Raw genomic sequence first — 19990 nt, forward strand, 5'->3', positions numbered from 1 at the left:
TCTTTTATAGCGAAATGCCAACACCTCAGTACCTCAAGACCTGGATGCGGAGATAACAATGAAAACACTAAGATTAAAAAAACTGGCACTGGTTTGTGCCCTCGGATTTGCCTGTATCACCGTCAGCTCTATAAATGCTGCACAAGCTGCGGAGCGCATCGCATTTATCCCGAAATTGGTCGGGGTCGGCTTCTTCACCAGTGGCGGTAAAGGGGCCGTCGATGCCGGCAAAGAGTTGGGCGTGGATGTCACCTACGATGGCCCGACAGAGCCGAGTGTTTCCGGTCAGGTTCAACTGATCAATAACTTCGTCAATCAGGGCTATAACGCCATTGTGGTTTCCGCCGTCTCGCCAGATGGGCTATGCCCGGCGTTAAAACGCGCCATGCAGCGGGGAGTCAAAATCCTCACCTGGGACTCTGACACCAAACCAGAGTGCCGCTCGGTTTATATCAACCAGGGCACCCCGAATCAACTGGGTTCGATGCTGGTCGATATGGCGGCAAATCAGGTGAAAAAAGAGAGAGCCAAAGTGGCATTCTTCTACTCCAGCCCGACGGTGACCGACCAGAACCAGTGGGTCAATGAAGCGAAGAAAAAAATCCAGCAGGAGCACCCCGGCTGGGAGATAGTCACCACTCAGTTTGGCTATAACGATGCTACTAAATCGCTGCAAACCGCCGAGGGCATCTTGAAAGCCTATGGCGATCTGGATGCAATTATCGCGCCGGATGCCAACGCCCTGCCCGCAGCGGCACAAGCCGCAGAAAACCTAAAACGCGACAATGTGGCGATTGTCGGTTTCAGTACCCCAAATGTGATGCGCCCCTATGTTGAACGCGGCACGGTGAAGGAGTTTGGCCTGTGGGATGTGGTTAACCAAGGCAAAATCTCGGTTTATGTCGCCAATGAAATGCTGAAAAAAGGCGATTTGAACGTCGGCGATAAGCTGGATATCCCCAATATTGGCGTGGTTGAAGTGGCACCAAACAGTGTGCAGGGCTATGACCATGAAGCGAAAGGCAGCGGCATCGTGTTGCTGCCACAGCGGGTCATTTTCACCAAAGAGAACATCGACAAATACGATTTCTAGTCTCAGCGGCCCGCCCCTGCGGCGGGCTAATACCCATAGTAATTGGAGTGATGACAGATGGCTGATTTAGACGATATCAAAGATGGTAAAGATTTCGGTATTGGCGTCCCGCAGCACAATCCTGCGTTTACGCTGAAAGGTTCCGGCTCACTGGATTGGGGGATGCAGTCGCGTCTGGCGCGGATTTTCAATCCAAAAACCAATCGCACAGTGATGCTGGCATTTGACCACGGCTATTTTCAGGGGCCGACCACCGGTCTGGAGCGCATTGATATCAATATTGCCCCCCTATTTGAGTACGCCGATGTCTTAATGTGCACCCGTGGCATTCTGCGCAGTGTGGTTCCCGCTGCCGCCAATCGCCCGGTGGTGCTGCGCGCGTCCGGTGCCAACTCAATCCTGACGGATCTATCCAACGAGGCCGTGGCCGTCGCGATGGAAGATGCTTTGCGGCTCAACGCCTGTGCCGTGGCCGCGCAGGTTTATATCGGCACCGAACATGAGCATCAATCGATTAAAAATATCATTCAATTGGTCGACCAAGGGATGCGCTACGGCATGCCAACCATGGCGGTGACGGGGGTCGGCAAAGATATGGTTCGCGATCAGCGCTACTTCTCGCTGGCGACACGGATCGCCGCCGAAATGGGCGCGCAGGTGATCAAAACCTACTATGTCGACAGTGGTTTTGAACGCATTGCCGCCGGTTGCCCGGTGCCTATCGTGATTGCTGGTGGGAAAAAACTGCCGGAACATGAGGCGCTGGAGATGTGCTATCAAGCTATTGATCAGGGCGCATCTGGCGTGGACATGGGCCGCAATATCTTCCAGTCCGAAGCACCAATTGCCATGCTAAAAGCGGTTCATGCCGTGGTGCATAACAATGAGAGTGCAGAAGCGGCTTATCAGCTGTTCCTACACGAAAAAGGTTGAGCGGTGACAAGGAGGAAAGTATGCACGTTACTCTCGTCGAAATTAATGTGAAAGATGACAAAGTTGACCAATTTATTGAGGTTTTTCGCGCCAATCACCTCGGTTCTATCCGTGAGGCGGGCAATTTACGTTTTGATGTGTTGAGGGATGAGACCCTGCCGACCCGCTTTTACATCTATGAAGCCTACATTGACGAAGAGGCGGTAACAGCCCATAAAAAGACCCCCCATTACCTCGCGTGTGTCGAGCAACTGGAGGGGTTGATGACTGGCCCACGCAAAAAAACCGTCTTTATCGGCCTGATGCCTTAGCCGACATGGGCAGCCGATACACTATCGCTGCCCATTCTGTTTCCCCAATTCCTCGCTCGCAATATTCCCTCAGCCCCAGGATTCAGGCACATTATCTGCGCTCTGTTTTTTTAATCACCCAGCCGGATGAAGCAGAGAGTCGTCACTCCAATGAGAGCCGCAAGATAAATTGATAGGCGCGATATCAGACAACACCTATCAGTAAAATGTATACAGTGCGGTATTCTTAGCGCTGAAGATAATGATTGGCAGCCTTTCTGGCCATATCGCGCCTCATCTGCTGTGATCCACACCATAAAACAGGAGTTTCTATGCACACCACTCATCGCTTGATCTTGGCCCTGGCTTGCTCCACCACACTACTGACGGGTGCGGCGAGCGCGAACAGCTTATTGGATTCAGTTAAAAGTGCCGCAGACCAGTACAGTAAATCAGGCGATAGCTCATCTTCATTGTCGTCGCTGACTGGCTTACTCAATGGGGGCGATAAAGGTTTGAGTGCTAGCACCATGACCAATGCTGCGGGTATCTTGCAATATTGCGTCCAAAATAATGTGCTGTCAGCCAATGGCACCACCGCAGTTAAAGACCAATTGATGAGTAAATTGGGGATCACCAGCACCGAAAATGCCAAGAGCCAAGATTACCAAGAGGGTTTAGGTGGTTTACTGAAAACCGGCGAAGGTAAAAGCCTGAACCTAAATGACCTAGGCAGCGAACAAATAACCGAAAAAATCAAAACTAAAGCCTGCGATCTGGTGCTAAAACAGGGTCAGTCATTCTTGTTGAAATAGTGACAATACGCAGCTTGGGGCTGCGTTCTTTATTTAAATATTTAATCTAAGAAAATATTCTGGCGATGATAAGCCATCTGCCCCTCATCAGGGAAAAATTGAACAGGTAGCCGCAGTTTCCGCCCTTCATATTTAGCAAAATTGTCTTCACTAATACTACTTTTAAGCTTTTTGATTTGTGTGGAGAGCACCATTTCAAAATGTTCGTTAAAGGTAATTAATCCCTGATCAAAAGCTCGGTCATGCAAGCTGGAAAGACATAAGCCATTACTGGGGTTAAGACGATGCTCTGTACCATGACTCCAAGGGCGAATATGGCTGGCAACTAATAACGCCGGCTCTTCCAGCTCGGTAATACAGCAGCGATTTTGATAGACCTGCAAAACATTTTTACGGAACAGTTGCTGACCGACCCGAGCTTTAATAATGGTGGTTTTTTCTTTCCCACTAAAATCTTTAACACCGCTATCAAATAATTGGGTGACAGGTTTTTCAAGTTGACTCATTGCCTGCTGGCATTGCTGCTCAAAGACCCCAGCATTTTCATTCATTTCCAGCCATAAGGCGCGATCAGCATTTGAGGCCCCGCTTAATCCCTTGCGCCCCGAGTCGAGAATAAAAGGGTCCAGACTGGCGAAATTAACCAATTTCATGGCTAAAGCCGAAGGTGTCCGGCCAATCAATGCAGCGTAATGGATAATATCGGGATTTCGGGAATGTAATTTGCCGAAGGGAATTTGGCTATATAGTGTAAATGCAACTAACAGTTGATCCCGCGTCCAGTGGTTTACAGCCATGGCACTAACATCCAAAATTAATGAACTATTTTATTGAATGCGTTAACTATGCCAGGTGCAAAGGGAAATGGGTATGGTTGTAAATTGATTTACTCGAGATTTCCTAACACATCCTCGACCTTAAGCCCCAATAACCTCGCTATATGCACAAATTCGACGACATCCAAGCGCCTTTCGCCATTTTCTACTTTCGCAACAAAGGATTGGGGGCGACCAAGCGCGGTGGCGAGACTCTCTTGAGTGATACCTTTAGCAATACGCTGCTTGCGTAACGCTTTGATAACCGATTGATATTCATCTGAATAAATAGAAACCATCTGTCCAATTCCTTTTAGAACGTTGGAATTGAATATCTGTCACCACCCTAATAATCCCAAAATAGGATAATTAGGCCAACACATCACAGGGATGGATAAAAATTAACTGTTATCAATACCTTACTCTATAACCAATTCATCATAAAATGGGGTGTCGTTCAGCCTCAGGCCGTAGCAGTGTTCGAGCAGATACGTTAATAGTTGCTGCTAGATTTCCATGGATGACAGATGCGAAGGCCGGAATCGTCAATATAATACAACCTACTGATATCAATATTATTTATTTTTAACACTAAGAGTTTGTACCCGCACTTGTACCCACAAACAAAAATCCGTACAAACATCAGACAGCGCAAGTAGGTACAGAGCCATATCAGTACAACACCGTTATGGCTAATTGTACGAAAGAGAATAACACGGTTTTAAATCAATATTTTCCCATCAGGGAAACGCAGATCAGAACTTTGCAAACTGTCACCAATGAAAAATGGCACAACCCATAAACGCAGCGGGTTTTCCTTTTGATGGCTGAATTCATATGGATAAGGTAACGGCTGACTAAAACCCTCATGCGAAGGATAAATCAGCAGCATATCCCCTATCCCCTCCTGATAGTTCACACCGTAAGCTAGCATCTGGTAGAGGTCAGCCTGCGATTGTTCGAGTGTCGCCTTTCCGCTCTCCACCATTTTCCATTTAACATCACAAATCATCGCCTGATCCCCATTCTCCCCACGAGGTCGTAGATGGATATCGGGTCTAAGCTTAAATACTCCTTTGCCATTGAGACGAACCAAGGTGTGTGAATCCACCTGTGCCTTCACATGCCAGTTATCGTTATAACGATGACGCATCCATGCAGTCACAAAAGATTCAAACACAGCTTCCATTGGGAAAAGCAGTGAAATTGCGTTAGCGTCGCCCTGCATGCAGTGGGGCGACTGCCCCATCAAAATCAGCCGCGCCCACGCCAAGGCAAGTTCATAGTGACGCATATGTCGGTCAAGACGTACCTGGTCGAAGGCGATGCGAACATCACCGACAGGCGTAATGTCGTCAAAGTGCACCTGCAAAGAGTTAACTTGTAGTAGTAGCTGTGGGTTGCTGATCTGACGGCGAATTTTATCGATGGCGGTTTTCAGTATCCGGTTCTCCGGACGTTCAGAGCTATAATCGTCAAACTCCACCTGAAAGCGATCCCGACGCACACAGTTTTTACTTATTTGAGCTGAGACCCGTAACTTCCCTTTCATCCAAGGCAGATTGTCCTGCTGGCGTAAATAGTCACGCTTTAGACCCTGGCGCACAATCTGCTGTACGCTATCGATAAACTGCTGAATAAAAACATCCATCAGCGGCATCTTCGAGGTTCGAACTCTGGATGCTGAAGTGGCTATATGGCGAAATGATTTTAGCGTGCGTAGCATCATCAAAAGCTGCTGACGTGCAATATCAATGTTCTCATCACGCCGCCCCGTTTTTGGCAACACTTCAATAAACGCATTACCCGGAAGAGAGATAACACCAGCATAGTTTTTTACCTGCAGCGTTTTTACGCCCCCCCGACTTCCAAGGGTGAGCAGACGGTGAGTGTTATCCGCGTCATCTTTCAGGCAACGTTGCTCAAGCCACTCAAACAGCTGCGGAGGCAGCGAGACCGCATTATTTATGCGGCCACTGTCTTTGTCGCTAATCAGGTGCCCATATTCGAAGACGGTAAAGTCCTTACGAGACTTCATTCCCCACTCACCGGGTTACCTTTATGTGGCGCATAAATTTGTTGCCAGGCGAGCGGGTTATCCCAAACCTTGTCGTCCTCAGGGGCTAGATGGAAACTGGCACCTATATCATGCAGATCTTCAGTTCCGTTATTGCCAAAAAGATCGGCAAACTGTTTCTGGTCTTTCACCTCGCACACGAACTGTAGCTGCGGGTTTCCGCTTTTCTGATTGTCGCCCAACACCATACGAATTTTTTGCCAGTCGTTGTAGAAGTACTCCTCCAACAGAGGCAGCACCTTGTTTCGCATGATCCGCTTGAGCCTTTCAAATGCCAGGTCTTCGTCCTCTTTTACCTGAACTACTGGGATGAAAAAGGCATGGCCTAGTGTATGTTCTCTGTCGTACAGCACCTCAATGCGGTCATTCAAGGTCTGCAGTAGACGTGGCAGATCAATACCTTTGACAACAGTTTCTTTTAGAACGGTGATATCCGGCAGCATCGCTTCAAACTCGAATCGGCGACGCAGGGCGGTATCCAGTGCGGTGAGCGAACGGTCAGCAGTGTTCATGGTGCCGATTAAATAGAGATTATTCGGTACGCTGAACGAACTGGAAGAGTAAGGCAGAATCACGCTAAGCGCCTCCGGTTCCCCGGCACGTTTAGAGGTTTCTATCAGGGTGATCAGTTCGCCGAAGATTTTGGAGATGTTGCCACGGTTAATCTCGTCAATAATCAGAACGTAGTTTTGCCGTTTTTCAGATACAGATTCCTGTGGGTTGGAAGGCAAACCTTCCTGTTTAATGAGGTAATTAAGGATACTACGTACATATGAAGGATTGTGTACCTTTGCCTGAGGGTTTTGGTAAACCAGACTGATATTCTTGAGGTAAGCATTGTAACCCTGCCCTAAATCCTCTTTTTTCGATTGCGACGGGAAGATACCAAAGGTGGTCTGGCTCTTGTAAGCCAGTTGGAAGGCTTTGCCCTGCAGCGTTTCAAGGGTAATGCTTCCACTTTCAGATAAACGTTCTTGTAGGCGGGCAAGCGCCTCGTCAAGCTTCTGCTGAACACCGGCGTGACCAAAAGCAGCATCTTCACAAATTTGCTTAAAAATGCCCGCTTTGACTTCATAGCGTACATTGCCATCATCGGTGGTTTCTGCTCTTAGCCCTTCGATAAACTCTTCATAGCCAAAACTCTGATGGAAGGTGATAAAGCGCACCCGCTTTTCAGCAATCAGGCGGTCATAAACCTTTTTCAGCTCACGGCGTTTTTCGTTCTCTTCTTTGCCTTCCTGCAGCGAGTAGGCTGCTGGTTCGCAGGCGCGTACGGCTAGCTCGATGGTACAGTAAGTTTTACCGGTACCTGGAGGTCCGTAGAGGATAGTATTTTTTGGCAGTTGCGGAGTGGTAACCTCCTCGTCTTGCTCATCCTCTGGCAAGGCAGTCTCACTACCGATTAACCCAATATCATTCTTCTTCTGAATCACCTGCGTGTAGAGATGCCAGAGCGACATATTCAGTTCGATAGGATCGATATCATCGCCCAATGCTCGATGCAACACTTTCTTGAGATCAAGGTTGCGAGCGAACCACTCCTGATCCTCAGAAAGGTCAAGTTGAAAATGGTTATTGCAATAGTTATAACTGCTGAAAAAATTGCTGACATTCACAACGTTGGTAATTTTCGACGGGTAGAGCGCGGCAAAGGCACGATGGCAAAGTGCCCAATATACTTTGTTTAATATCCCATCTGTTTTAAGTTTAACAAGGCGCTCAATCACCCGATCGTAGTTCTCCTGCGTACACTCATCTGCCATCTGACGGGTGAGAACGAGCAGCTGTTTTTGCGCCGTTTCGAATTCAAACTGGGACATACCGCCCTGCCTGAGGCTGGAGATACCATTGCTACGTTCGTACCAAATCTGCCGAATTGTATCCGCAGAGAAGTTGGGTTTTTCGGCTTGGACCTGTTCTACGAGCTGACGATAGTGTTTGCCCCAGTCGGGGCTGTATTGATTATTTTTTGCGATATGAGAACGAAAGAAAGAGGCTAACGCAGAGGAATCCTGAACCATCACATACTCCGTGTGTAGGGCGATTAAAAAATGAGATATCTGTATCTTATCGGATTAATCTCAATTACGTCACTGCCGGTTCAGGGGGGCAGCAAGAAATTCAGTTAAATGTGATTTAGACCAAATTCAGTAAGTTACTTCCCAACCAACTCAATTCGGTATCTGAAGGCGTCAAAATTCACTGTAACTACTGCTCCAGTATCCCCAAATAGTGCTTCTCAATAATATTCTATCAGCTCTGGGGCTTAAACATCAGTTGGCCCACCGCCTTCTGAAAGTAACAAAGACAGTTCCTGATACACCGCGATATAGACATAACCGTGACTGCCCAGCGTATCCGCTTCACAGACAAATTCTCCATGCCGAACCGTAATGCCTTGCTGGCGGCGTGGATCCAGCGCCCCGGACAGCAGTTGCGATTCCAGTTTGGTTATCAGCGCGGGAAACGCTGCATCAAGAGCCTGAGTGGCTTCAAGGGAAAAGGTGCCGACAATGTGGGCTCTGTCGCTCAGAAAATGCAGATGCGTTCCCTCCTGAACTAGTCTGGCTCCCAACCGCGGCGTAATATCACGTTTCAGGCCCCATGTTGGGGAAGTAGTCATGTGGTTATTCATGTTAACGGTCTCTGTGGAATAGGATTGAGGGATTCGGTTGGGTACAGCAAGGTGGGCGGGAAATGAGCACGCCACAGACCCGCAGCCTGGCGAGCCCGCACGATATCGCCTTTGCTTAACATCGGGTCTTGCGCCAGTGCGCTGAACCCGGCACGACCAATTCGCACTAATACATATTTATCAACCAATGCATTAATGGTATCGCCCACTGAAATCCCTTGTTCTATCTGCTGTGCAATCACCTGTTCATCGTGATAGGGCGTATCGTTGAGGCTCAGGCCGTAGTGGTGATCCAGCAGGAAAGCGAGCAGTTGTTGATAAATAGCAGGCACGGGTAATGCACCCGCTGTTGTGGGGTTTGGTTTCATGGGGATGTTCTCCATGTGGATAATTTGGGATTAAGTCAGGAAGATGCTAAGGGTTACCAAATCGTTTGGTTGAATGGAACATCACCTTATATCAATCGATTAATGCAAAAATGGCATGACTTTCTGGATGATGCAGCGCGTAAGCACGCAACCGATAGAAGTGTTCCGTCATAAGCTCATTTTCAGTACGGCAGGCATGGTGGCTGTAGGTCATCAGGCAGGCGATGATCCCCGCAGCTTCACGACTGACGGTGGCCCCGTTGCCATTGAGTGCGTTAAACAACGCGTAGTCTTGCTCCGTACCCGGCACCATAAATGCGCCGCCGCCGCTGAGCGTATAGTAATCCCAGAAGTCGCCGCGATAGTCATCACACAATCGATCCAGCCAACCAAACACCTGTGGTTCAATCAAAATCCATTGCGGTATCTCACCAAAATGGTCTGGCCAGAAGTGAATGCGCTGAGAGTCGGTAACCGGCGTGGCGGTTAGTGTATCCATCTGAGTTGTCGTTGGGATATTCATGAGTAATGTCCTTCTTTAATAAAGATAAATAGCAAAACAGCCCTCCGGGAATACCGGGGAGCCTGTTTATTTAATGGGTTAAGAATTTGATTCAATATTTAAAGTCGTGAGTGAAGATAGGACGCGGGGAGAGGCAGGACCTCTTAGATTAAAAACCCGTTATCGTCGGGATAACGGGCGGTGGTTTTCCCTGAATATTGGCATAACGCCTGTCCCTGACTGCTGTTTTGAATACATTTTGCTGACAGGTAACCCTATCAATTTTATCGATGGGTAAAGAGAAAAGATAATGGGTTGTGCAGATCAATAACACGAAACCGATCGTTGAAATCGATCGTCACTGGAGGTGTGAAGCAGCATCAGAGCACGGCCTGCTTAAGCTGTTCAGCCATGACCCACAGTGCCCGATTGAGTTTGATGTCACCATCGATACCACTGATAGCACGGGTCCGGGCACGTTTTCCTCCAGTGCTCTTACCCGATAACCCGCCTTTGGTCAGATTCTCCTGCACACGCTGAAATGTTGTCCAGAGGTCATCTTTCTTATCTTCCCAACGACGAGGCATCAGGATTTGCGACTCTGTGACCGGATGGTGCTCCTCACCGTAACGATAGGTCAGTGCGGCGTGGGCCAGTGCATGTTGGTGCTCCGCAGATAGCGTCAATGCCTGCATGCTTTCACGACTTTCTTCTATCTGGTCAAATATCCCCAACACTTCGTAGGCCCCTTCAATCACCTTTTCCACCACATCCCCTTTATGCGGTACACGAATTTCGCCAAAACTCTGACCACAAACCAGGCCGTTGCTACAAATTTCCCGAAACATACCCGGCAGCATTTGATAGCTGCTGGAGCCATCATGGCTGTTGAGCAGAACAATCTCCTGCACTTCTCTCTGCGTGATTTGCCCTGTTCGACGTAACCGCACCATATGCTTGGTATGCTCACGTTTATCCAGGTCTCGTACCCGGGTCTGGCAGGCAAAGAACGGCACAAATCCTTCTTCGCGCAATTTATCCAGCAAGGTAATAGTGGGAATATAGCTATAGCGGGCGCTGCGGGAGGCATGCTTGTCTTCGCCAAATACACTGGGGACATAGTAGGCCAGTTCATCATGGGTCAAGGGGCGGTCGCGGCGAACAGAGTTCACCCGGCCAAAGCGGGAGGCTAAACGGGTCATGATTCATTCCTTAACAAAAAGTGGGCATAAAAAAGCCACCCCGAAGGATGGCCCTGATTGAGTGGCAAGATTGTTTACGGTGTCACGGGGGGCAAAACCGGTTGGGCAATGTGTTCCTTATCAGGCAACGCTGCGGGCTCTTCAGCCCGGCTTCTTTCATCCCGATAAAGCTGCAGTTTCACCAGAAGCGGTGTCTTACGCGACTGCAGGTAGCTCAAACACCATTCCCGCTTCACCACCATTCTCACCGGTGCGGGTAAAAGCTCATAGGCTTTGGTGAAGACAGATTCAACAAAAATATCGTCGTTTAATTTATCTTCAGCGATATTCAACAGCCCATTGATAACGATATTTTCAAGCAACGGTTTATATTTTGATAAGCGAGAAACCGACGGTTCAACAGGGCTGCCCAGTTCAGGCTCTTCAACTGTTTCAATTGGTATATCGACAGGAGACGTCTTTCGGGCAAAGCTTAATTTATCTTTCAGCCTGCCGAGTTTCCCTTTGGTATTTTCAGGCATATGACACTTATCCTCCTGGCCAGCAGGTCGGGTGTTCAGGCCAATATGGCGAGTTTTTTGACAATCCGGATTAGGTGTAACGTCGTGAGCGCTGCCCCCATACTTTTGATTGTTATAGAGTCGCTGCGCATTAAAGTGATCCCTGTAACGACCAACACAACAGGCCAGGTAACATCCGGCATTTCAGGTTTGCAGGTGTCTTTCGGCATAAAGAGTTCCTTTCTATATACTGCTCTGCGGATTGAGGCATTGTTTCCAGGAGATCCCCTTTAACAGTTCAGATAAGCCATGACTGGAAAAACTCCCGTATTCATGACCCATTTGTAATACAACGATTTTACTGCTGGGTGGAAGGTTGCTGAGTGATTCAAAGAATGTCTGGTCCGGGCTAAATTCATCTGATCCGACCTTCAGGGTCAGTTGTGACATAGGACCTGAAGACGTCCAGTGACCTTCTGTTCCGTATCGGACTGCAAAATCACCATTTTCACCACAGGCCAGTTCAAGCTGTTTACCCGATTCATTTTCTGTCGTGAATATTATTGAGCTTTCATTGCGGGCCATTTTCCAGGCACTACTTTGTGTCGATGTGGTGGAAGGCTGATTATTAGTGGGATCCTCAATGTCCACGGCATCAAAATTATCGCCACCTTTAAAACGAATTAAAGTCGTATCGCGATAGGTCAGCTTGACAGGCCATTGCACTCGCCAGCCAGTACCTGCTTCCGCATAATCAATTTCATAAGATCTGATACCCTCGCGATCCATACCTTTCCCTGTAACCACTTCAATCACTGAGCCACATTGAGGAGGAGATTGCTTATATTTGTTGATGATTGCGCAGCCATTGGCTTTCAGGTCGGCAACGACTTTGCTCACAATTGCCGGATCAGTTTCCTTTGGTGCCGGTCCGGGAAGAGCTTGTGGTTTTGGCGGATGTACTGGAACGAAATTAACAGAATCATCCCGCACAGTGGGATCGTCGTTCTGCAGAGTCAGATAGACAGGGCAATCATTGTCACCCACACGGCAAGACTTGGCTATTGCACTGCGCAACGGCCACCCGTTGAAGCCAATGTATTCGGCACCCACTTCATCCTTGCACCAGGTTCTTTCCATTGTGATATGACGGCTAGCGTGTGGGACCGTGACAGTGGACATCAGGCAAGTCACTGCTTTTACAGGTTGATCGTCGTCACGTACCGTCGATTTCTGGATACTCTCAGGGACAAAAGATGCAATTCCGACCGAGTCATATCCTTCTTTCTGCAAATTACTCATGTTCAGGGCATCCTGCATATTACCAGGACGAACCTTGCCAATAGCGCTGACCATCTTATTATTTAAACGCTTTAAATTGTCACCGCCTTTATCATTGAGAAAAAAGGTATAGCGTTCAGGATGAATTTCCCCATAGACATCCAGCGCTGAAGATACGGCGGGAATAAGCAACGTTACGCTGCTGAGTGATAACATAATGAATCTACGCATGAGATTTCCTTTCAATTAATTAATGGCTGGTGCAATCCTGCCAGGTGATGTCCTGCAGAGCCTCTTTCAGGCCCTGAGCACTGAAGGGGGCTGATTCCCCGCTCTGACGCGAGGAGAAAGTGATATTGTCTTTTGCACTGCTGTATTTGAGTGCGGAAAAGGCTGAACTGTTCAGGCTGTACGCCTTCTTGCCTATTAGCAATTGGACATCATTAAGGCCTTCGCTATTGACACGGTAATGTCCTTTTGTATCTTCATAAGTCACTGCCAATTGGCTATCACTGCAACGCAGCGTCAGGGTTTCTCCTGCTTTATTATTCGTGTTCAACGCAAACTCCATGACATCGATATTGCCGTACCATTTCCCCCACTGCTGCTCCCCGACGACGGCTTGTGTCGTTGCGCTAAAGAGCGTCATCCCTGCAAGTAGCAGTCTTGCACGTATAGTTTTAGTCATTGAGTCTCCTTAAAACCCCGTTTAATGGGAGCATGTTGTCGATAGGCTCGATGGCCTAATGTAATGAAAATCAGAGTATTCTTTTGATAGATACAGAGAATGCTTCTGTGCAATCGTATTCATTTTTCGGGAGATGGGATAATCGTTAGTGCAGATCAATAAGCTGAAACCGATCGTCATAACCTATCGATAATGCCGATCGTTTTGCAATAATTGATAGTTTATATCTATTTATTGGGGTGGGTTCGATCGGTATGGCAGATCGATGAATGACAATCACGTCCATTAATTCACATCGGTGTGACTTCATGTAAGTGATATAGGAACGAAATAATCTGGGCTAAGTACAGCAAATTATTCACAGGGTCAGTTTCATCGATGATTACTTTTCACGCTTATTCTGTTGTTCGTATTCATTGCAGATCAGCCACTCTAGGACTTCGGAAACACGTATTCCCCTTTTAGTTGCAATTGCATCTAGTTTATTTCTTGTGTCAGAACGGAGAGTGGTTGTAATAATTTTTTTCTCCACCATGCTGCTTCGATAACGCTTCTGAGACATCGTTTTATTCATTTTCAATAAAAGCAATTCTTTGAATTCTGAACTATCACCCCAAGTATCTAAGACACCATAAATAGAAAGGTATTTTTCATGATCACTCATTGGAGAAAGTCTTCCTGCTGATGTGTTGATGTAACTCCATCCACACTTCTCAGTTCTTTCTTTTAACTTCTCACTGAGGTATTGCCATGCCCACTGACACAGTTCCTCATTTTTCTTATCAAGTTTTTTAAAATATGATGGTTCGTTACTCTTTCTAATCCAAGTTGCCTTCGACATTTCCAATGAATTTATTTTTGAACTAGGACTCATTTCAATTCTGTCATAAAAATTCCTTATCGCATCAAGTCGATTTTGATGTGAGAACGGATTTTCAGATAAATATAATGATTCATATATAGGTCTGTTATTTTTCTCTTTGTCAGGGAATCCATTCCTGATAAATATCCACATGTACATACATGCGCGATCTGAGTTTTCCAGCCATTCAAAATCCTTATCAGATATAGAAACCATTGCACGTGCATGCTGTATCATTTTATCTATGAAAGCATCATTTGAAATTATAGAACCATCAGACAACCTAATGCCATCACATTTTTCCAGTGTGCTGTTTATTATGTATGTATATTCACTGGTGGACTCTCTTGCAGGATATGAAATATAGAATCCGTGAACTCGAATGTAATAAATACAATACCTATAGATACGAATGGAAAGATTTTTGTCTTTTTCTTTTAACATAATTATCACTTTTTGGTTTTTTTTGTGAGCTTATCTCCAGATTATAACACGACATAAAAGTGATGCACTACTGTTGATGACTGACTTTAACACGTGGTTCTCATGAATCACTCACGATGACTACATGTAGGTTTTTATTTCTGATTATCTTGTCAACCCCTTTCAGAAATGGTATCAAATGCACTTTTAGAGCAAAACAGTTATACGAGACATGCTTTGCCTCAATTTTCAGATGGTATCTGTATATGTGCAGAGAAACTGAAAGACTCCAGCGATTAATATAGTTCTGGGGAATGTAGAAAATTAAAATTATACATATACGAACTATGACAGGAAAGGATGCCACACGGGTGTCCTCTTGATACATTCCCGAAGACTTTCATGAGCATGATTGATATTCACCATGACCAGGTGATCGACATGGTATCCATTGTCCGTTTTACAGGTATGACTGATAAATGGATTTATAAATTGACCTAGAAAGAGGAGTTTCCCAAGCCAATTAAACTGGGTTGTAGTTATCGCTGGCTTGAAAGTTAAATAATAGAGTGGGTTAATGATAAAGTGATGAGTTCACGTAATAAAGAGCATAAGGATTAAGTTAAGGTTATTGGCGCTTAGCGCTTTATTAATCTTAATTTGGGTTAATTAGTGTTATTGGTTTAAGAGTCTATCTATTAACACCTACATTCAAACCCATATCCATACCTATTCACAACCTTATTGACAAGCACTCCATTACTCCAATGTATAAGCTATTACATCATGATGTGTGTTTATGAAAGATGTTTGAAAATTAACTTAATCACCTATCAGTATTTATTTCCTGATAACTATCAGGAATACGTTTTACTTAACATAATCACACAATGACATGAGTTAAAAACCCAAAAGAGGATTTATCATGTCAAATGTCAACACAAACTATGCGCTGAACCCGGTATTGTTATCTCATCTATTTTCACATGCAGAAGCATTGAGAGGGACGTACTCCAGACTCCTTACGTTCAGAATGGATTTCTTTTATCTCAAAGGAACCCCTTTATTTGAGCAAAGAATAAATGACTGGTCTTGTCGGGATATGTATATGCTGGCTGAGCGGCTTATCGATACCAGTAATATTGTGGGTTACAGTTGGGTAATGGAACGAACAGCGCAGCACGGTATTCATTTTCATGCCATGTTTTATCTGAATGGTCATCTGCATCAGAAGTATTATCCGACGGCACAGGATGCATTACAGCTCTGGTCATGTCTGACTCAGGGTCAAGGGTATGCGCATATCTGTGACCCTGGTAATAATAATTATCCGGTTAATGGTCAGGGTAAATTCAATTACCACCATGAGCAGCGTTTTAATGAGCTGTATTACACATTAAGTTATCTGGCGAAAGAAGAACAGAAAGAAGGGTTGTATTGTTATGGCCTGAGTGATGTCCCAGAGCCTGATGGCAGAGGAAGACCAAGAAAAGAGATGTAATAGTTATTCATGTCGAATATCAATGCCAGCAGCTCTACAGTGTCCCACAAGGTTACTTGCTGGCATTTGTCATTTAATGCCGGAGTTCATCATGTCTGAATTTGTATTTGCACCACACGCCATCACGCGCCACGGAGAATGGGTTACACCCTTAACCGCAGCGCAGGAAGATTACGATATTCTGTTTTGTGAATATTGTAGATTGAAAATTGGCGTTGTCATTGACCCCTTAACGAAGGTGATAAGTTTTATCCATGCACCCGGTAGCTTAGAAAATGTAAAGCGGCTGGTTAGCTGTCGCTTCAGTTCTGCAAATGACCGCCAGAAATCTAAGACCGGTGAAAATGACCAACAAACCGAGTGGGGGATAATCAAACCCCGTCGACTTCCCTGTAATACCCTCAAACGACGCTGGAAATGCTGCTTGTGCACTCATCACTGGCACGGGCCCAAACAGTGCCCCGAGTGCCAAGATTGGCTGTACGCGCTACCTGCGTGATGAGAGTTTGCCTTCAGACAGTTCTGTCATAGCGGCCAGTCACCGCGTTCACTTATCCCGTCATTCTTAACATCACTGCACCACTGCACCAGATACGGACGTATCTGGCCGACCTTTACGACCCGGATCCACAGGTGGGTCATTCTGGTGCAGTGCCCTGCAGCACACAATGCTGGCGTACTTTCTGGGAAGCCTCTTGCCATGGCGGATACGCGGGAAAGGCCTGACAGAGCAGCATCATCACGCGTCCCGCCAGCCCGCCGAAGCAGGTCAGGTATTTTTATACATATGAACCCTATCCTCTGAGGAGAAACGACGTCTACCCATTCCACAGCGTCGGCCTTCTCCCGCCATTAACCACTCAGAGGGAGAGATAGAATGAACACCGCACACACCAGCCAGTTCTCAGTCGAAGACCCACTTATCGATATGACCTTTATCACCACGTTTACCGGGATGACCGATAAGTGGTTTTACAAACTGATTAAAGACGGGGACTTTCCAAAACCAATAAAACTGGGCCGCAGCTCTCGCTGGTTCAAAAGCGAAGTGGAAACCTGGATGCAGCAGCGTATCGCCCAGTCCCGCCAATAACACCTTATTTAGCAATTAATCGACACCAACCTCCTCCACAATTTCTGCCTACTGCTCGTATCGGTATCTGCCCTCAAGGGATGGATGAGCCATGCCTGTAGTCCGGCGAAAAGGAGTCATACCGTGTACGCAAAATCATTTATCGCCATCAACACCACCGGTCGATTAACGTCAGCACGCTCAGCGTTATCAGCATTCAATCATCAATATGAGTGTCATCTGTGTGGCTGCCCAATGGTGCTCCATGATGCTGGAACAGTCAGGGCCTCTTGGTTTGAGCATATCGAGCAGTCTGTATCAACACGCCGTCGCAATGACTACCCTTACCTCAGTCCTGAACAGGAAGAAATCGACAGGGTCAGAGCATTACGCAGGTTAGTCCCTGAGGCTAAACCGTTGGTTCAAAAAGCAGACTGGCACTGTACGAAATGCAAGGCTCACTACCATGGGGAGAAATACTGTAAACCCTGCCAGACAGGTATTCACAGTGTCAACACATCCCCGCTCGGCTTTTAAGACCCGATCTTCCCACCGCAATTCACCAACAGCGGAACACTGCGCGGTGGTAACGGTAATGTCCGTATCGATGCCGCTGGTATCACACAAAATGATACTGCCAGGCTGGAGGCTGCCACCCCCTTTGATAAAATGCGAGAACTGGCATTATCTGTTTCGCCCCTTTCAATCACCAGCAAGGGAGTGGCCGGACGTATATCTTGCGGTAAAGATCTTATCATTACCGCTCAAAGGCTCGATAACCTGGCCAACAATAACCAGCATACCTATACGCATTCCAGCATTGGTGACGTTCACTACCTGGATCATGCGAAACGAACAGCATTGCAGAAGGCCATTACCTACCTGACCAAGGCCTGACTCATTAGTGTGTCTGACACTATCTGGAAATGCCCGCACATTTGGATGCGGGGAATGCCTTGTGCAATCAGAGACTAAACGCGGCAGACACCGCCAGCCACCCCCGTAAATTTTTACTCCAAAGCGCATCTTCACTGAAGTGGAAGAATAAAGTATTTCACTTCTTGATTTATCCATAATTTTTATGTGAAAATCATGAAGTAATTAACTCAAAGGGTTCCATCTATGAACGTGCCACAATGCAGGACCTTTTCTCAGCAGGATTCCCAGACTTGCTTGGCGAAAATGGGGATTGATGAACAGGACATTATCGATGCCCTAACCGCGGCTCTTTACGAGAGGCGTCGCACAACGAAACTACACCCTGTGATTGATGGTGGTTTTCGATTTTGGAGTGAATTGGTCGCATCGCTGCGTAGCCTATTGATTTCCAAAGATTGCGGATGGACAATGGTACGTCAAAATCGCATGGAGCTAGTATCCAACCCAACGCATGGTATCAATCTGATCATCACATCAGGGGATAAAGATACAGGACTAGCTGATGGATGGCCGAAGACTAAAAATGCGAAAGGAGAAGCGACGATGAGTATCGTGAGCAGTAACTCCGATACGATTGAAATGTTCCCGTCAGAACATCCTATGCACTCAACCGATGGCCTAGCTCTGATTCCAGTTTCTTCTGCTGACAGCACTAAAACATATATCGTGCTTTACTACTATGATGCGGGCAAGCAAGAAATCCGCTGTGAGATTTCTTTCCCTGTAGGCATGAAGGTGGTGAATGGTTTCGCGAAAGTCAATTACTGGAGCGAGAGGTTAATTATCAGTCCTCTACCGTTTGATGGTGCAGACATCTTCCCAGAAGAAGATTTCACGGATGATGTTTCTATTTCTATTGAAATGAAATGAATACAAACGATAAAGAAAGCAGGCGTCTGTTTAATCCCTCCAGACTTAAGCTGGCACGAATCAGGAGAAAATTGACGCTGAAAGAGCTTGCCGAAGCGACAGGGTTGTCTTCACGTATCGTCATCGAGTATGAAAAAGAATATTGCCTGTATGAACCCACTCCAGCTACGGTAATTGCTTACTCAAAAGCATTGAATTATCCAGAGTCATTTTTCTTCGGCGATGATCTTGAGAATATAGATCCATCTACAGTGTCATTCCGATCTCTACGAAGAACAAAAGCTGCCGATCAGCATGCAGCAATTGGTGCAGGAGGGCTCGGTGTTATTGTCGCGAACTATTTTGATGCCAGATTCAATTTGCCTGTTCCCAGCCTTCCTGACATGAGAGGCACCACTCCAGAGGCTGCTGCTGAGGCGCTGAGGGAAGAGTGGCATCTTGGGAAGAAAAGTGTTCCTAACATGGTCCATCTCCTGGAAAAAAATGGCGTTAAAGTATTTTTCTTGTCAGAGAACACTGCTGATATTGATGCATTTTCATTCTGGAAAGACAGCATCCCTTATATTTTCCTGAACACAAAAAAAACAGGTGAAAGAAGTCGTTTTGATGCGGCTCACGAACTAGGACATTTGGTCATGCATCGGCATGGTGTGTTGCAAGGAGCTGACATCGAGAAAGAGGCGGATGCATTTGCTTCCGCATTCCTTATGCCAAAAGAGAACGTGCTGGCAGTCAAAATGGTTGTTCCCACGTTAGATAAGATTATTCAGCTTAAATCGAACTGGCTCGTCTCAGCTATCGCGCTTATCGTTCGTATGCGGAACTTGGGCGGATTATCTGAGTGGCAGTATAACAGTCTGATGAGAGATGCCTCTACCAAAGGTTACCGTTATGGGGAACCTGGTGGAATCGAAAGGGAAAGATCACTGATCATTGATAGAGTTTTATCAATGCTTCAGGCTGAAGGTGTGACATTGCCAGTGATTGCCAAAAAACTAAATATTCCGCTGGATGAGCTATCTAGCTTGTTATTCGGCGTTGCGGCTGTCGGTGGTGGCGGGCATTCTTCACCTGCTGCGAAACCAGCCCTTAAACTTGTATAACCTTCCTAAGATAAGCGTCAA

General features: G+C 46.5%; 23 protein-coding genes and 1 pseudogene. 10 read left to right on the forward strand and 14 right to left on the reverse strand.

Annotated elements, in window-relative coordinates; translation table 11 throughout:
- Positions 1–58: 58 nt before the first annotated feature.
- The 4 genes from lsrB to FFE93_RS18385 all read left to right on the forward strand — a co-directional run bounded on the left by lsrB (position 59) and on the right by FFE93_RS18385 (position 3131).
- Positions 59–1093: an autoinducer 2 ABC transporter substrate-binding protein LsrB gene (gene lsrB, locus FFE93_RS18370; RefSeq protein WP_138775720.1), complete on the forward strand. Its 1035-nt coding sequence runs from the start codon at positions 59–61 to the stop codon at positions 1091–1093.
- A gap of 57 nt (positions 1094–1150) precedes the next feature.
- Positions 1151–2026 carry a 3-hydroxy-5-phosphonooxypentane-2,4-dione thiolase gene (gene lsrF / locus FFE93_RS18375; RefSeq protein WP_005270881.1) on the forward strand — a complete coding sequence of 292 codons (876 nt, stop codon included), beginning with the start codon at positions 1151–1153 and terminating at the stop codon, positions 2024–2026.
- A 20-nt stretch (positions 2027–2046) separates the two neighbouring features.
- Positions 2047–2337, forward strand: coding sequence for a (4S)-4-hydroxy-5-phosphonooxypentane-2,3-dione isomerase (gene lsrG / locus FFE93_RS18380; RefSeq protein ID WP_138775722.1), 291 nt, complete (start codon positions 2047–2049; stop codon positions 2335–2337).
- A 311-nt stretch (positions 2338–2648) separates the two neighbouring features.
- A complete protein-coding gene (locus tag FFE93_RS18385; protein ID WP_005270901.1) occupies positions 2649–3131 on the forward strand; it encodes a DUF2501 domain-containing protein in 483 nt (160 codons plus the stop codon).
- Positions 3132–3172: 41 nt separating this feature from the next.
- On the opposite strand, the gene FFE93_RS18390 is transcribed toward FFE93_RS18385, so the two are convergent.
- From FFE93_RS18390 to FFE93_RS18450, 14 genes and pseudogenes are all read right to left on the reverse strand, one after another.
- Positions 3173–3928 carry an HNH endonuclease gene (locus FFE93_RS18390; RefSeq protein ID WP_049599919.1) on the reverse strand — a complete coding sequence of 252 codons (756 nt, stop codon included), beginning with the start codon at positions 3926–3928 and terminating at the stop codon, positions 3173–3175.
- Between the two features lie 89 nt (positions 3929–4017).
- Positions 4018–4245: a helix-turn-helix domain-containing protein gene (locus tag FFE93_RS18395; RefSeq protein ID WP_005270906.1), complete on the reverse strand. Its 228-nt coding sequence runs from the start codon at positions 4243–4245 to the stop codon at positions 4018–4020.
- Positions 4246–4368: 123 nt separating this feature from the next.
- Positions 4369–4452: pseudogene (locus tag FFE93_RS21980) on the reverse strand (TA system toxin CbtA family protein); the annotation flags it as partial.
- A gap of 215 nt (positions 4453–4667) precedes the next feature.
- The gene (locus FFE93_RS18405) at positions 4668–5984 is read right to left on the reverse strand and encodes an McrC family protein (protein WP_138775724.1); all 1317 of its coding nucleotides are present in this window, start codon (positions 5982–5984) and stop codon (positions 4668–4670) included.
- A complete protein-coding gene (locus tag FFE93_RS18410) occupies positions 5981–8044 on the reverse strand; it encodes an McrB family protein (protein ID WP_138775726.1) in 2064 nt (687 codons plus the stop codon). Before FFE93_RS18410 ends, FFE93_RS18405 begins: the two co-directional genes overlap by 4 nt.
- A 245-nt stretch (positions 8045–8289) precedes the next feature.
- Positions 8290–8646 carry a type IV toxin-antitoxin system YeeU family antitoxin gene (locus FFE93_RS18415; protein WP_409994325.1) on the reverse strand — a complete coding sequence of 119 codons (357 nt, stop codon included), beginning with the start codon at positions 8644–8646 and terminating at the stop codon, positions 8290–8292.
- An 8-nt stretch (positions 8647–8654) separates the two neighbouring features.
- Positions 8655–9026, reverse strand: a complete 372-nt coding sequence (locus FFE93_RS18420) for a TA system toxin CbtA family protein (RefSeq protein WP_138775730.1) — start codon at positions 9024–9026, stop codon at positions 8655–8657.
- Between the two features lie 91 nt (positions 9027–9117).
- A complete protein-coding gene (locus tag FFE93_RS18425) occupies positions 9118–9549 on the reverse strand; it encodes an antirestriction protein (protein ID WP_050120324.1) in 432 nt (143 codons plus the stop codon).
- A gap of 359 nt (positions 9550–9908) precedes the next feature.
- Positions 9909–10730, reverse strand: a complete 822-nt coding sequence (locus FFE93_RS18430; protein ID WP_138775732.1) for a DUF932 domain-containing protein — start codon at positions 10728–10730, stop codon at positions 9909–9911.
- A gap of 74 nt (positions 10731–10804) precedes the next feature.
- The gene (locus FFE93_RS18435) at positions 10805–11251 is read right to left on the reverse strand and encodes a hypothetical protein (RefSeq protein ID WP_138775734.1); all 447 of its coding nucleotides are present in this window, start codon (positions 11249–11251) and stop codon (positions 10805–10807) included.
- A 35-nt stretch (positions 11252–11286) separates the two neighbouring features.
- Positions 11287–11460 (reverse strand): hypothetical protein, encoded by a 174-nt coding sequence (locus FFE93_RS21600; RefSeq protein ID WP_019081230.1) that lies wholly within the window; start codon positions 11458–11460, stop codon positions 11287–11289.
- Between the two features lie 13 nt (positions 11461–11473).
- The gene (locus FFE93_RS18440; protein WP_138775736.1) at positions 11474–12742 is read right to left on the reverse strand and encodes a hypothetical protein; all 1269 of its coding nucleotides are present in this window, start codon (positions 12740–12742) and stop codon (positions 11474–11476) included.
- A gap of 19 nt (positions 12743–12761) precedes the next feature.
- Positions 12762–13199, reverse strand: a complete 438-nt coding sequence (locus FFE93_RS18445) for a hypothetical protein (protein ID WP_138775738.1) — start codon at positions 13197–13199, stop codon at positions 12762–12764.
- Positions 13200–13581: 382 nt separating this feature from the next.
- Positions 13582–14505 carry a hypothetical protein gene (locus FFE93_RS18450; protein ID WP_050290733.1) on the reverse strand — a complete coding sequence of 308 codons (924 nt, stop codon included), beginning with the start codon at positions 14503–14505 and terminating at the stop codon, positions 13582–13584.
- A 904-nt stretch (positions 14506–15409) separates the two neighbouring features.
- Between FFE93_RS18450 and FFE93_RS18460 the strand changes: the two genes are divergently transcribed.
- The 6 genes from FFE93_RS18460 (at position 15410) to FFE93_RS18490 (ending at position 19969) form a co-directional block, all read left to right on the forward strand.
- Complete coding sequence (locus FFE93_RS18460) at positions 15410–15985, forward strand: inovirus-type Gp2 protein (protein WP_072086356.1); 576 nt, start codon at positions 15410–15412, stop codon at positions 15983–15985.
- A gap of 877 nt (positions 15986–16862) precedes the next feature.
- Positions 16863–17078: a helix-turn-helix transcriptional regulator gene (locus tag FFE93_RS18470; RefSeq protein ID WP_053011780.1), complete on the forward strand. Its 216-nt coding sequence runs from the start codon at positions 16863–16865 to the stop codon at positions 17076–17078.
- A 123-nt stretch (positions 17079–17201) separates the two neighbouring features.
- Complete coding sequence (locus tag FFE93_RS18475; RefSeq protein ID WP_186367674.1) at positions 17202–17594, forward strand: putative zinc ribbon protein; 393 nt, start codon at positions 17202–17204, stop codon at positions 17592–17594.
- Between the two features lie 132 nt (positions 17595–17726).
- Positions 17727–17954, forward strand: a complete 228-nt coding sequence (locus FFE93_RS18480; RefSeq protein WP_138775742.1) for a hypothetical protein — start codon at positions 17727–17729, stop codon at positions 17952–17954.
- A gap of 225 nt (positions 17955–18179) precedes the next feature.
- Complete coding sequence (locus FFE93_RS18485; RefSeq protein ID WP_053011782.1) at positions 18180–18866, forward strand: hypothetical protein; 687 nt, start codon at positions 18180–18182, stop codon at positions 18864–18866.
- The gene (locus FFE93_RS18490) at positions 18863–19969 is read left to right on the forward strand and encodes a helix-turn-helix domain-containing protein (protein WP_186367675.1); all 1107 of its coding nucleotides are present in this window, start codon (positions 18863–18865) and stop codon (positions 19967–19969) included. Before FFE93_RS18485 ends, FFE93_RS18490 begins: the two co-directional genes overlap by 4 nt.
- Positions 19970–19990 lie beyond the last annotated feature (21 nt).

This window comes from Yersinia sp. KBS0713 (genome assembly GCF_005937895.2).
GTDB lineage: Bacteria > Pseudomonadota > Gammaproteobacteria > Enterobacterales > Enterobacteriaceae > Yersinia > Yersinia bercovieri.

What these genes read in the sequence shown, in the direction of transcription:
- lsrB (WP_138775720.1), top strand. Translation starts at nt 59, where the DNA reads ATGAAAACACTAAGATTAAAAAAACTGGCACTGGTTTGTGCCCTCGGA.
- lsrF (WP_005270881.1), top strand. Translation starts at nt 1,151, where the DNA reads ATGGCTGATTTAGACGATATCAAAGATGGTAAAGATTTCGGTATTGGC.
- lsrG (WP_138775722.1), top strand. Translation starts at nt 2,047, where the DNA reads ATGCACGTTACTCTCGTCGAAATTAATGTGAAAGATGACAAAGTTGAC.
- FFE93_RS18385 (WP_005270901.1), top strand. Translation starts at nt 2,649, where the DNA reads ATGCACACCACTCATCGCTTGATCTTGGCCCTGGCTTGCTCCACCACA.
- FFE93_RS18390 (WP_049599919.1), bottom strand. Translation starts at nt 3,928, where the DNA reads ATGGCTGTAAACCACTGGACGCGGGATCAACTGTTAGTTGCATTTACA.
- FFE93_RS18395 (WP_005270906.1), bottom strand. Translation starts at nt 4,245, where the DNA reads ATGGTTTCTATTTATTCAGATGAATATCAATCGGTTATCAAAGCGTTA.
- FFE93_RS18405 (WP_138775724.1), bottom strand. Translation starts at nt 5,984, where the DNA reads ATGAAGTCTCGTAAGGACTTTACCGTCTTCGAATATGGGCACCTGATT.
- FFE93_RS18410 (WP_138775726.1), bottom strand. Translation starts at nt 8,044, where the DNA reads ATGGTTCAGGATTCCTCTGCGTTAGCCTCTTTCTTTCGTTCTCATATC.
- FFE93_RS18415 (WP_409994325.1), bottom strand. Translation starts at nt 8,646, where the DNA reads ATGACTACTTCCCCAACATGGGGCCTGAAACGTGATATTACGCCGCGG.
- FFE93_RS18420 (WP_138775730.1), bottom strand. Translation starts at nt 9,026, where the DNA reads ATGAAACCAAACCCCACAACAGCGGGTGCATTACCCGTGCCTGCTATT.
- FFE93_RS18425 (WP_050120324.1), bottom strand. Translation starts at nt 9,549, where the DNA reads ATGAATATCCCAACGACAACTCAGATGGATACACTAACCGCCACGCCG.
- FFE93_RS18430 (WP_138775732.1), bottom strand. Translation starts at nt 10,730, where the DNA reads ATGACCCGTTTAGCCTCCCGCTTTGGCCGGGTGAACTCTGTTCGCCGC.
- FFE93_RS18435 (WP_138775734.1), bottom strand. Translation starts at nt 11,251, where the DNA reads ATGCCTGAAAATACCAAAGGGAAACTCGGCAGGCTGAAAGATAAATTA.
- FFE93_RS21600 (WP_019081230.1), bottom strand. Translation starts at nt 11,460, where the DNA reads ATGCCGAAAGACACCTGCAAACCTGAAATGCCGGATGTTACCTGGCCT.
- FFE93_RS18440 (WP_138775736.1), bottom strand. Translation starts at nt 12,742, where the DNA reads ATGCGTAGATTCATTATGTTATCACTCAGCAGCGTAACGTTGCTTATT.
- FFE93_RS18445 (WP_138775738.1), bottom strand. Translation starts at nt 13,199, where the DNA reads ATGACTAAAACTATACGTGCAAGACTGCTACTTGCAGGGATGACGCTC.
- FFE93_RS18450 (WP_050290733.1), bottom strand. Translation starts at nt 14,505, where the DNA reads ATGTTAAAAGAAAAAGACAAAAATCTTTCCATTCGTATCTATAGGTAT.
- FFE93_RS18460 (WP_072086356.1), top strand. Translation starts at nt 15,410, where the DNA reads ATGTCAAATGTCAACACAAACTATGCGCTGAACCCGGTATTGTTATCT.
- FFE93_RS18470 (WP_053011780.1), top strand. Translation starts at nt 16,863, where the DNA reads ATGAACACCGCACACACCAGCCAGTTCTCAGTCGAAGACCCACTTATC.
- FFE93_RS18480 (WP_138775742.1), top strand. Translation starts at nt 17,727, where the DNA reads ATGCGAGAACTGGCATTATCTGTTTCGCCCCTTTCAATCACCAGCAAG.
- FFE93_RS18485 (WP_053011782.1), top strand. Translation starts at nt 18,180, where the DNA reads ATGAACGTGCCACAATGCAGGACCTTTTCTCAGCAGGATTCCCAGACT.
- FFE93_RS18490 (WP_186367675.1), top strand. Translation starts at nt 18,863, where the DNA reads ATGAATACAAACGATAAAGAAAGCAGGCGTCTGTTTAATCCCTCCAGA.